This is a genomic window from Streptomyces sp. NBC_00984 (genome assembly GCF_045162475.1).
Classification (GTDB): domain Bacteria; phylum Actinomycetota; class Actinomycetes; order Streptomycetales; family Streptomycetaceae; genus Streptomyces.
The window spans coordinates 6,499,507-6,511,515 of record NZ_CP108734.1 but is presented as its reverse complement, the minus strand read 5'-3'; the positions used below and the strand labels follow the sequence as shown (position 1 = coordinate 6,511,515).

General features: G+C 71.7%; 8 protein-coding genes and 1 pseudogene. 6 read left to right on the top strand and 3 right to left on the bottom strand.

The window, feature by feature from the left end; all coding sequences use genetic code 11:
• Positions 1-28 precede the first annotated feature (28 nt).
• Positions 29-1,692: pseudogene (locus OG520_RS29100) on the bottom strand (alpha-L-fucosidase).
• 148 nt (positions 1,693-1,840) lie between these two features.
• Complete coding sequence (locus OG520_RS29095; protein ID WP_406015150.1) at positions 1,841-2,332, bottom strand: MarR family winged helix-turn-helix transcriptional regulator; 492 nt, start codon at positions 2,330-2,332, stop codon at positions 1,841-1,843.
• An 82-nt stretch (positions 2,333-2,414) separates the two neighbouring features.
• Here OG520_RS29095 and OG520_RS29090 point away from each other — a divergent pair, with 82 nt between their 5' ends.
• The 3 genes from OG520_RS29090 to OG520_RS29080 all read left to right on the top strand — a co-directional run bounded on the left by OG520_RS29090 (position 2,415) and on the right by OG520_RS29080 (position 7,664).
• Complete coding sequence (locus tag OG520_RS29090) at positions 2,415-2,960, top strand: carboxymuconolactone decarboxylase family protein (RefSeq protein WP_399326102.1); 546 nt, start codon at positions 2,415-2,417, stop codon at positions 2,958-2,960.
• Between the two features lie 172 nt (positions 2,961-3,132).
• Complete coding sequence (locus OG520_RS29085) at positions 3,133-6,240, top strand: alpha-N-acetylglucosaminidase TIM-barrel domain-containing protein (protein ID WP_406015149.1); 3,108 nt, start codon at positions 3,133-3,135, stop codon at positions 6,238-6,240.
• Between the two features lie 470 nt (positions 6,241-6,710).
• Positions 6,711-7,664: a hypothetical protein gene (locus OG520_RS29080; protein ID WP_406015148.1), complete on the top strand. Its 954-nt coding sequence runs from the start codon at positions 6,711-6,713 to the stop codon at positions 7,662-7,664.
• A 238-nt stretch (positions 7,665-7,902) separates the two neighbouring features.
• Here OG520_RS29080 and OG520_RS29075 read toward each other — a convergent pair whose 3' ends face one another.
• Positions 7,903-8,631 carry a BTAD domain-containing putative transcriptional regulator gene (locus tag OG520_RS29075; RefSeq protein WP_406015147.1) on the bottom strand — a complete coding sequence of 243 codons (729 nt, stop codon included), beginning with the start codon at positions 8,629-8,631 and terminating at the stop codon, positions 7,903-7,905.
• 259 nt (positions 8,632-8,890) lie between these two features.
• Between OG520_RS29075 and OG520_RS29070 the strand changes: the two genes are divergently transcribed.
• From OG520_RS29070 to OG520_RS29060, 3 genes are all read left to right on the top strand, one after another.
• On the top strand, positions 8,891-9,013 hold the full coding sequence (locus tag OG520_RS29070; RefSeq protein WP_406015146.1) for a hypothetical protein: 123 nt from the start codon (positions 8,891-8,893) through the stop codon (positions 9,011-9,013).
• Positions 9,014-9,084: 71 nt separating this feature from the next.
• The gene (locus OG520_RS29065) at positions 9,085-11,028 is read left to right on the top strand and encodes a hypothetical protein (RefSeq protein WP_406015145.1); all 1,944 of its coding nucleotides are present in this window, start codon (positions 9,085-9,087) and stop codon (positions 11,026-11,028) included.
• A 75-nt stretch (positions 11,029-11,103) separates the two neighbouring features.
• Positions 11,104-12,009, top strand: coding sequence for a metal-dependent hydrolase (locus OG520_RS29060; protein ID WP_406015144.1), 906 nt, complete (start codon positions 11,104-11,106; stop codon positions 12,007-12,009).

The window sequence follows — 12,009 nt, the reverse complement described above, 5'->3', positions numbered from 1 at the left end:
GGGGTCGCGCGGCCATGGGGTCACTGCGTCACTGCGTGGTGCTCAGGTGCAGCGTCGTCGCCCCCAGATGCGGCGTCGCCCGGGACTCCAGCACCTTCACCCGTACCGAGGTGGCGGTGACGGGGGTGGCCAGGGACAGGATGCGGCGGTGGCCGATGGTCGTGCCCTCGGCGATCCGCCGCCAGCTCCCGCCGACGCGGGCCTCGACGGCGAACCTCTCCACCCGCTGCCCGTGCCGGACGTCCTCGCGGACCGCGATCCGGTCGAAGGTGTACGGGGCCGGGCCCTGCTTGCGTAGGTCGGAGCCGTAGATCCGGCGTACGTCGGAGCCGAAGGCGGTCAGTGACGCGACGTCGGCGTCGTCGATCCGGCCGTCCCTGCCCGGCGGGACGTTGAGCAGCAGCGAGGCGTTGCGGCCGACGCTCTTCTCGTACAGGTCCATCAACTGGGCGGGGGACTTGGACTTCTCGTTCCGGTGGTGGAACCAGCCGGGCCTGATCGAGACGTCCGCCTCGGCCGGGTACCACTGGAGGTAGTGGACGGCCGGGTCCAGGAGCTTGGCCCGGGAGCCGATGTCGGGGTCGGTCGAATCGTTGGGAAGGCTGCCGAGCCCGGTCCACGGGTCGGTGGCGTGCGGGGTGACGCTCCACTCGGTCTCGCGGGCGATGCCGCTCTCGTTGCCGACCCAGCGCACGCCCTGCGGGCCCTGGAAGACGACGGTGTTCGGCGAGAGCGCCTTCACCATGTCGAACCACTGCTTGACGTCGTACTTCTGGGTGATGCCGGAGCCGGACCAGGGGTTGGCGCCGTCCAGCCAGAGTTCCTCGATCGGTCCGTACTGGGTGAACAGTTCGTAGAGCTGGTTGAGGTAGTACGCGTCGTAGTCGTCGGCCTTCACCCGGAAGGTGGGCAGCTTGCCGCTCCGGACGGCGGCGGCCCGGTCGTCGCCGGGGACGAGGGTGGGGATCGTACGGTCCGTGACCGCGCTGCCGTTGCCGAAGCGGCCCTCACCGGCCGGGGCGCGGTCGCCGTCCTCCAGCGCCATGCGCTCGGGCAGGCTGAGCGGTTTGCCCTCGGCCTGCTTCTCGCGGATCGTGTCGACCCACTGCGCGTGCCAGGCGTGCGGGAGTTCGGCGCCGTCGGAGGGCGAGAGGTAGAGCCCGACCTTCAGGCCCGCCTTGCGGGCGGCCTTCACATAGGCGGCCACGACGTCGGGCTGCCGGGGCTGAGCGCGACCGAGTGGTCGGTGTAGCGGCTGGGGTAGAGCACGAAGCCGTCGTGGTGCTTGGCGGTGAGCATGACCTGCTCGACACCGGCGGCCCTGTAGGCGCGCATCCACTGGTCGGCGTCCACGGCCTCGGGCGCGAAGAGCTTCTCGTCCTCCGTGCCCGAGCCCCACTCGCGGTCGGTGAACGTGTTCATCCCGAAGTGGGTGAAGGCAGTGACCTCCCGCTGCTGCCAGGCGAGTTGGCCGGGTGTGGGGACGATGTTCGCGGCCTTCTCGATGATCCGGTCGGGGCTGTCGCAGGACTCGACCGTCATCTGCGGGGCGGGCTTCACCGGCGCGCTGCACGGGGCGCCCGGCGGCGCCGGCCGCTGGTGCGCGGGCTGCTGCGCCATCGCCTGCACGGGGACGAGCGCGGCGGCCGCCGCCAGCGCGAGCGCACTGAGCACACGGGTGCGTCGTGCCATGGTTCCCTCCCGTTCCCGACCAAGATTGGTCGGATCTCTTGGGTGCCAACGTGGGCATGCTGCCGCACACGCGGACCCGCGGGAAGGGTGCGTACGAGATACGTCCTATCTCTCGTACGCAAAGTCCAAGCCCGCCCCTACGGCCGCCTCAGTCGTCGAACCAGCCCAGCACATCGAGCCGGAGCGCACCCGAGGGCACCATCGTGCGCAGATCGGCCTCCATCGCACGCACCCGGTCGGCGCCGAGCACCTCTACCCAGCGGGCGCGCAGCCGGTCGAAGCCCTCGGCCGACCTGACCAGGACATCGACCCCCCGCGCGGTCAGCCGGACCAGCTTGCGCCGGCCGTCCCGCGGGTCGCCGACGCGCTCCACGTACCCGAGCCCTTCGAGCTTCTCCACGGTCTTGCCGGCGGCCTGCTTGGAGACCCCGAGCCGCCGGCCGATCTCGCTGGCCGTCGCCCCGTCGCGGCCGACGGCCTGGAGCGCGTAGCCGTACGCGGGGCGGACGTCGACATGGCCGTGCCCGGCGAGATCGCGGTGCAACTCGTCGATGATCGACCGGAATCCGGCGAACAGCAGCATGGGCAGCTCGAAGCCCGGCACGTCCCCCTCGGACGGCTCCGCCCGTCGCTCAGCCATTGCGAAACTCGACAACCTGGTTTACCTTTTCGTCAATCACGTTGTCGATTTTAGCGTGAGCAACCACCAGGAGAGGTCTGTCATGCCCGCGTCCGTGTTCCCCGACCACACCCTCGAATCCGCCCCGGCCGCCGCCCACCGCAGCATGGAGGCGGTGGCGAAGAAGCAGGGCCGTCTGCCCGCCGCCGTCGCCCGGCTCGCCACCTCGCCGGAGCTGCTCGACGGCTTCCTGAGGGCGAGCGCCACCTTCGAGTCCACCACCCTGGACCCGCTCTCCCGCGAGGTCCTGATCATGACGATGGCGACCCGCAACGACTGCCACGTCTGCGTGGCGATGCACACGGCGAAGCTCACCGCACTCGGCGCGGACCCCGAGCTGATCACGGCCCTGCGCGAGCGGCGGGCACTCGCGGACGAACGGCTGGAGGCGGTGCGGGAGTTCACCCTGGCCGTGATCGCGACGGCCGGAGCCGTGGACGACGCGACGCTCCAGGCGTTCCTGGGACACGGCTACACCGCCCGCAACGCGCTGGAAGTGGTCCTGGGCATCGGCACGTACACGATGTCGACGCTGGCCAACCGGATGACCGGGGCGCCGCTCGACCCCCAGTTGGCCGCCTTCGCCTGACCGCCGGGCGTCCGGCCGCACGTCGGGTGACCCCGCCGTGACGGCCGAACGGCTGGATCGGAACAAACCGCCGAACGCCCCATTGCCCGCCCCCGCACCCGTCATTAACGTGCGCACCGCACGCACCTGTTGTCGCATGCACCACCATGAACAACACCGAGGAGTGCGGATCATGACGGAACCCTCCCTGCCCTTCAGCTCCTCCCGGCCGACGAGACGTACGCTGCTGGGCACCGCCGGAGCCGTCGGCGCCGCCGCCGCGCTCGGGGCCGCCGCCCCCGCGCACGCCTCCCCCGCACCGGCCGCCCCGGCCCGGGACCTCGCGCCCGCGCACGAGGCGCTCCGTCGTCTGCTGCCGGACCACGCGGACCAGTTCCGGCTCCGCTCCCTCCCCCGGGCCGACGGCGCGCAGGACCGCTTCCGGGTCACCGGCGCCACCGGGCGGATCGAGATCGCCGCCACCACGCCCGCCGCCGCCCTGACGGGGGCGCACTGGTACCTCAAGTACACCTGCGACGCCGTCATCTCGTGGTCCGGCAGCCGTACCGGGCTGCCCCGCCGGCTGCCCGCCCCCCGTACCCCCGTCGAGCGCTCCGCGACCGTCGCCCACCGGTTCGCCCTCAACGACACCCACGACGGCTACACCGCCCCGTACGCCGACTGGTCGCGCTGGGAGCGGATGCTCGACGTCCTGGCCCTGCACGGCTGCAACGAGGTGCTGGTCACCGCCGGGCAGGAGGCCGTCTACCACCGTCTGCTCCAGGACTTCGGCTACAGCGACACCGAGGCCCGCACCTGGCTGCCCGCCCCTTCCCACCAGCCGTGGTGGCTGCTCCAGAACATGAGCGGATACGGCGGCCCGCTCGGTCCCGAGCTGATCGGGCGGCGCGCGGAGCTGGGCCGGCGCATCGCCGGCCGGATGCGGGAGCTGGGCATGGCACCGGTGCTCCCCGGCTACTTCGGCACGGTCCCGGACGGCTTCACGGACCGCAATCCCGGGGCCCGGGTCGTTCCGCAGGGCACCTGGAACGGGCTGCGCCGGCCCGACTGGCTCGACCCGCGCACCCCCCTCTTCGCCGAGGTGGCCGCCGCCTTCTACCGGCACCAGGAGGAACTGTTCGGCGCGGTGGGCCACTTCAAGATGGATCTGCTGCACGAGGGCGGCAGCGCCGGTGACGTCCCGGTACCGGATGCCGCCCGTGCCGTCGAGTCGGCCCTGCACACCGCGCACCCCGGCGCGACCTGGGTGATCCTCGGCTGGCAGGCCAATCCCCGGCCGGCGCTCCTGGAGGCGATCGACACCGACCGGATCCTGATCGTGGACGGCCTTTCCGACCTGGACACGGTCACCGACCGGGAGAAGGACTGGGGCGGGGCCCCGTACGCCTTCGGCACCATCCCGAACTTCGGCGGCCGTACGACGATCGGCGCCAACACCGACCGCTGGACACAGAAGTTCACCGCCTGGCGCGACAGGCCCGGCAGCACCCTGGTCGGCACGGCGTACATGCCGGAGGCGGCCGAACGCGATCCGGCGGCGTTCGAGCTGTTCAGCGAGCTGGCCTGGCGGACCGAAAAGGTCGACCGGGAGGCGTGGTTCCGGGCGTACCCGAAGCTCCGTTACGGCGGCCGCGACCGCTCGGCGGAAGCGGCCTTCGCCGCGCTGGCCGCCACGGCGTACCGGCTGACGAGCACCGACGGCCGCCCCGTGGACTCCCTCTTCTCCCGTCGCCCCGGCATCACCTCGTCCGTCGGCTTCGCCTTCGACCCGGCCGGTTTCGACCGGGCGTTCGCGGCGCTCCTCGACGTACGTCCGTCCCTGCGCGACTCGGACACCTACCGCTACGACCTCACCGATCTGGCCCGGCAGGCGCTCGCCAACCGCTCCCGGATCCTGCTGCCGCAACTGCGGGCCGCCCAGGCCGACAAGGACGTGGCCCGGTTCCGTACGCTCGCCGCGCTCTGGCTGAAGCTGATGCGGCTGACGGACGCGATGTCCGGCTGTCACCGGGCCTTCCTGCTGGGGCCGTGGCTGGAGGACACCAAACGGCTGGCGACGAGCCCGGCGGAGGCGGTGCGGCTGGAGTGGACGGCGCGCACCCTGATCACCACCTGGGCGGACCGGACGGCCGCCGACGACCTCAGCAACTACGCCAACCGCGACTGGCAGGGGCTGATGGGCGAGGTCCATCTCCCGCAGTGGCAGGCGTACTTGGACGAGCTGACCGACGCGCTCGTGGAGGGCAGGGCCGCGAAGCCGTTCGACTGGTACCCGGGCGAGGAGGAGTGGACCCGGGGGACCGGCAGCTTTCCGGTACGGGCGACGGGCGATGCCCACCGCACGGCGCGGCGGGTCTTCGAGACCCTGTCCACCGCCCCGTACCAGGGCACCGTCACGGTTTCGGCCGATCCGGTGGCGTTCAGCCCCGGCAGCACCGGCACGGTGACGGCCGCCTTTCGCAATCTGAACGGCCTGCGGTCCACCGGCCGGATCGACTTCGCGCTCACCGGCCTCGACGCCACCGCGACGGGCGGCACCTCCCTCGACGAGGTCGCGGCCGGCGGCTCCGGCGCGGTGGACTGGCGGGTCACGGCCCCGTCCGGGCCGCTGACCACGCCGCTGGTGCCGATGCCGTACGAGCTGAGCACCGCGTACGGGCCGCGCGGCGAGGACCGGGTGACCGATACGCGGCGCGGCGCGGTGTACCTGGCGGCGCCGCTGGAGCCGGGCTGGCGCACGTACACGGCGAACGCGGCGGTCTTCGGTCAGCTGGGCGGGCGGCTGGCGATCAACGGGGCGGGCCAGGACCTGTGGAAGGGCACCAGCCAGTTCGGCACCGCGTACCGGGAGGGGGCCTGGTCCGACGGGGCGGAAGCAACCGTGCGGGTCGACGCGCAGGAGAACACCGGGGGCTGGGCGCGCTCGGGGATCGTGGTGCGCAACGGCCTCGCGACGCCGGGCTCCGCCGGGTTCCTGAATCTGGCGGTGACACCGTCCAACGGTGTGGTGCTCTCGTACGACACGAACGGCGACGGCACCCTGGACGCCTATCGGCGGATCACCGGGATCAACGCCCCGGTGCTGCTCCGGCTGACCCGGGCCGGGGACGGGTGCACGGGTTCCTGCTCCACCGACGGCGGGACGAGCTGGCGGACGGTGGGCACGGTCGCCGTGCCGGGGACGGCGGCGGCCCAGGACGTGGGGATCTTCATGAGCGCGACGAACGGCGGGAGCGGACAGCGCGGCACGGTCGGGTTCAGCGGGTGGCAGCTGCAGTGAGGACACCCGGCTGCTGCGCCGCGCGCTCACCGTCCGGGCGCACCGGGACGGCGCGGCGCGTCGGCTACAGGTACGCCCTCGTGAGGCCTGTGACCGTACGCAGCCGGCCAAGCACACCGCTCGATCGGACTCCTGCCCTCAGCTGCGCATATCGGGCCACCGCGTGGTGACCGCAGCCAGCTCGGCCGCCGCTCGACAACCCCCGGTGAGGTCGCATGCCACCAGGCATCTCCTGGATCTTCCCGCTGTTCTTCACGCCGGCCGGTTTCGGTTCAGGTCCCGGGAAACTTAGTCGTCCATGGGAAACCCCTGGCCATGGCTGGGGCGCAAGGAGCCGCTTGCGGAGGGCATCCACTGGCTGCCGTCAGCTGAGCCCGGTCACGCCGACGTCACGCCGCGGTGACGCCCACCACACGACTATGGCTGGTGCAGGCAAGCGCAAACCCGCCTTCACACGCAAGGAATCCACCATGATGAGAAGCATTCGGCAAGGAATTCCCCGCCTGATCGGCGTGTCGAGCTTGATCGCGGCGCTAGCTGGCGGTGTTGGTGCGACAAGTGCCGCAGCAGCGCCCCAGGCCCCGCCAAAGGCCCCTTCCCAAATCTGCTCTCGGGCCACGCCCCAGTTCTGCAACGGCAACGTCCTCCAACAGGGCGCACAGACCGGACGCGGCAACGGCAACGTCCTCCAACAGGGCGCACAGACCGGACGCGGCAACGGCAACGTCCTCCAGCAAGGCGCACAGACCGGACGCGGCAACGGCAACGTCCTCCAACAGGGCGCACAGACCGGACGCGGCAACGGCAACGTCCTCCAACAGGGCGCACAGACCGGACGCGGCAACGGCAACGTCCTCCAGCAAGGCGCACAGACCGGACGCGGCAACGGCAACGTCCTCCAACAGGGCGCACAGACCGGCGGAGGCAACGGCAACGTCCTCCAACAGGGCGCACAGACCGGACGCGGCAACGGCAACGTCCTCCAGCAAGGCGCACAGACCGGCGGAGGCAACGGCAACGTCCTCCAACAGGGCGCACAGACCGGACGCGGCAACGGCAACGTCCTCCAGCAAGGCGCACAGACCGGCGGAGGCAACGGCAACGTCCTCCAGCAAGGCGCACAGACCGGCGGAGGCAACGGCAACGTCCTGCAACAGGGCGCACAGACCGGCGGAGGCAACGGCAACGTCCTCCAGCAAGGCGCACAGACCGGCGGAGGCAACGGCAACGTCCTCCAGCAAGGCGCACAGACCGGCGGAGGCAACGGCAACGTCCTCCAGCAAGGCGCACAGACCGGCGGAGGCAACGGCAACGTCCTCCAGCAAGGCGCACAGACCGGCGAGGGCAACGGCAACGTCCTGCAACAGGGCGCACAGACCGGCGAGGGCAACGGCAACGTCCTCCAGCAGGGCGCACAGACCTGACTTCTGTCGCGTGCTGACCACGACAAGCCTGCCGACCAAACTCGGTAGCGCGAACCCGCCACTGGGCAGTGGCGGGTTCGCCAACTCCGGGAACTCGCTCGCGGCGCAGTCGAAGCACGACCCGACACGGCCGTGACGATGTCGGTCTGGTGAGTGACGATGTCCATCTGGTCAAAGCCAGCGGCGCTACACCACGAACGCGAGGTCCCCTACCGAGTTCGGCCAAATTTCCCTACAGCTAGGGGCCGGATCCATTACCGGGGCGCGACTGCTGCAGTTCGGACACCAGCCGGCGCAGCCGCGGTGTGGGTCGGAGTCCCAGCTCGTCACGGAGGTGCTGCTCGTAGCGTTCGAAGTCGTACAGTGCCTCGGACCGATTGTCCTCCGCCAGGTGAGCGCGGATCAGCGAAGCCTGACTGCTCTCCCGCAGCGGATCCGCCTGGACAGCCGCATGGGCGGCCGTCACAGCCCACGCGAACTCCTTCGTGTCTATGAAAGCACCCGTCAGTGCCTCAAGTGCGTGGAGTCGGAGCTGCCGCCATTGCTCCGCCTCCGGCAACATCCACTCGTCGTACCAGCCGGGCAGCAAATCGGCGGACAGCTGGTCGACGGCCGCCGCGTTGAGGTCGAGCTCCTGGGCCGGGACATGGGGATCGAGTATTCGCTGGGCCAACGACCGAGCTCGAAACAGGTCGACGGTGACCTCCCGCGCGAGGCGCAACTCGGCGGGGCAGATGTTCAGTGCTTGCTTCCCGAGGCCCTGGAGGCGTGACAATGCCGACCGCAGGTTCGTGTTCGCACCTTGCTCGGATGCTTCGGGCCAAAGACTCCCGGCTACCAGAGTTCGGGGGACAGCGGCCCGGTATTGTACCGCGATAAACGCAAGTAGTCGCTTCGAGCCAACTGGGACGGTCACTGGTTCGTCGCCGACTACGATGTCGAAACCGCCGAGAAGAGAGATGCTCACGGACGGCCCGGACCTGGTGGGCGGCGGAAAGAAAGCGAGATCATATGAGCTCATGGCTTTGTGATCGCGTAGGGGTCGGTCTACCCGGCGCCCGTCAACTGGCCGCGCCGTCATTGCTGGGGCCAGCGATCTGTACACCTCCCGCATAGCAATGCTGCTCTACCCGCCAAGGGATGTCGAATTGTCCTGATCGGGTCCAAAAATTGGTGCCCTCAGGCCGAGCTTCCGCAGGTAGGCACACGGCTCGAACCGGCGGACTGTGGGCACGGCCACCGTGCCGGGGACGGCGGTGGCCCAGGACGTGGGGATCTTCATGAGCGCGGCGAACGGCGGGAGCGGGCTGCGCGGCACGGTCGAGTCCAGCGGGCAGCAACTGCGGTGAGGGGACGGCCCGTTGCTCCGCGCACCGACGGGCCGGGGTGACCATCGCACGATTCGCTCGTTCTGCTGAACGTGCGTCCACTGCCAGAAGTACCTTCCGCAGCCGCCCCGGCCGATGGGGAGCAGGCCGGGGCGGCGCTCGTCGAGCACTATCCGCGGCTGGTCCGGCTCGCCTATCTCGTGCTGCCGCCGTCCCTCGGCAGCCACCGCCGGGTGCTGAGGGCGCACGCGCTGGCCCAGCGGTGCCTGTTGTCCGGACGCCGGGCGGGGTACGGGGCCGGGGGCGGCGTCCCGGTGCCGCGCAGGCCCGGCGGTGCGGCGGCGGTCGATCCGTCCTATGCCCGCGCCCGCAGGCGGGTGCTGCGTGCGGCGCTGGAGGCGGGCCGTCCACGACGCGGGTGGGCCCGCACCCGGCCGCCGTCGCTCCTTCCGCTCGTGTGGGGGCTGCGACTGTTCCCGCACTCGGGCGGATCGGACGGACTCGCCCTGGAGCACGCCCTGTCGGCGCTCTCCGGCCCGGGGCGCGCCGCCCATGCCCTGCGGGGCCTGGAGGGGCTGGCCGACGCGGAGGTGCGGCGGGTGCTCGCGGCTGCCGGGGTCGCGGACCCGCATGCGGCGCTCGCGGAGGCGGAGGGCGTCCCGGCGCCGTACGCGCTCCTCGACTCCCCGGAGTTCGACCCCTGTTCGCTCCAGGCCCGGCCGCCGGATCTGCTGCGCCGCCGGCAGCACGCGAAGGCGGCGCTGGCGGCCGTCGCGGCACTGCTGGTGTGCGGGGCGCTGCTGGGGCTGCCGGTCAACGGCTGGCGACGCGACGCCCGGACCGCGTCGTCGTACACCCATGACGCCGCCGTGGCACAGGCCCTGGATCCGGTCAGGTCGAGCCGGGTGTCCGCGAACTTCTGGCGGCGCTCGCCGCGTACCGACTTCACCGCCTGGCCCACCCGTGGCAACCGCACCCAGGACATCCGGCTGCTGCGCCGCGCACTCACCGTCTGGGCGCACCCGGACGGCACGGTACGTATCTCAACGACCCCGGACACCCCCATCGGGCCGCCGATGGGCGCGCCGCAACTGCTGTACGCGGGCGAGGTGGACCGGGTGACGGTGGTGCTGTTCTACGACGGGCTGCGCGTCGTGCGGTACGCGGAGCCCCGTGCCGCCGACCGGGACGAGGGTGTCGGGCTCGACTTCGCCCGGGTCGACGGTGCTGACATGGCGTCGGCCGCCGCCCTGATCGTGGCCCGTGCCGGCGACCGGATCCGCTATCTCACCGCGCCCTGGGTGACCGCGGTGTCGGTGCGGGACCTGCTGGCGCCGGGCGGCGCCCCGCAGCCGCTGCGCCGCGGCCCCGACGGCGTGACCGCCGCGCTGACCAGCCCGGCGACGGCCCGCGACTGCCGTGCCTGGCAGGTGATCGAGATCCGCGACGGCTCGGCGGCCCGGCTGATGACGGACCTGGGCGAGCTGCCCCCCGCCCGGCTGACCTCGGGCCCGCCGTCCGCGCCGCACGACGTCGCCGGGCGGGCGGAGCGGGACAGCTGGGCGCGGACCGCCTGTCTGCTGCCGGCGGTGCGTTCGCACGGGGTGCGGTCGGTGAACTCCTGGCAGTACGCCGAGCAGCCGCTGCCGGAGGGCGATGGTTCCGCGCGCTGGCTCTGCACCAGGGCGGAGACCTGGCGGGGCACCGGGAGCCGGGTCCTCGCCCAGTTCCAGGCCCCGTCGGCACCGGCCGACGCGACGGGCGGACCGCCCGGGACGGTCGCGGCCAGGGCCGAGGACTCCCCGGCCTGCGGGGCGCGCGAACCGCGGGTGCTGGCCGGGGTGCTGTGGAAGTCGCAGGGCGGCCGCTGGTACGTACTGGCGGCGGGCAGCGAGCAGTTCGCCTCGCTGACCGCGTCGGGCGGAGTGGCGGGGCGCGCCGACAGCCGTCTCCTCGCCGTGCCGGCCGGGGCGGGCGACCGGGCGCGGCTGAACGGGACGCTGCCGGACGGCAGTCGGGTGGGCGGGCTGCGCTGACGCGCCGTCCCGCCGGGGTCGGGAATTCGCCGCACGCCCCTGTTCCCGCGGCCTACCTCTCAGTACATTGACAACATGTCTAACACGCAGCCAGCGCCGGTCGCGTCGGAGCGGACGCCTCTCAAGGCCCGCAAGGTCTCCTTCGCCTGGGAGAAGACTCCTCTGCACTGGGTGCCGGGCGATCCGTTCACCACACACACCATCAATGTGCTCCACCTCCTGCTGCCCGCCGGGGAACGCTGGTTCATCCACGTGTACCGGCAGGTGCTGCCGTACATCCACGACGAGCAACTGCGCCAGGACGTCATCGGCTTCATCGGCCAGGAGGCCGTGCACTCCCAGGCGCACGACGACGTGCTGCCCCGCCTGAAGGAGCTCGGTCTCGACCCGACGCCGTACACCGCGCAGGTCGACTGGTTCTTCGAGAAGCTGCTCGGCGACCGGACGCTGCCGCCGGGCCGGGCGAGCACGTGGTGGCTGATGGAACGGGTGGCGCTGATCGCGGCGATCGAGCACTACACCGCCTTCCTCGGCGACTGGGTGCTGAACGCCGACGAGCTGGACCGGCGCGGCGCCGATCCGATGATGCTGGATCTGCTGCGCTGGCACGGTGCGGAGGAGGTCGAGCACCGCTCGGTCGCGTTCGAGGTGTTCATGCATGTCGACGGCGGCTACCGGCGGCGGGCGCGCACCTGGGCCACGGCATTCAGCGCGCTGGTCTTCCTCTGGCAGCGGGGCATCCGCTTCTTCCTGGAGAACGACCCGAGCCTGCTGAACGGAAAGGGGTCGGTCAAGGACTTCTACCTCAGCGGCAAGCGCGGCACCCTGCCCGCCACCGGTGATCTGCTGCGTTCGGTGCCCCGCTATCTGAGCCGCGGCTATCACCCCTCGCAGGAGGGCAGTACGGCCCAGGCCATCGACTATCTCGCCCACTCGCCCGCGGCCACGGCCGCCGAGGCCCGTATGACGGGAACCAGCTGA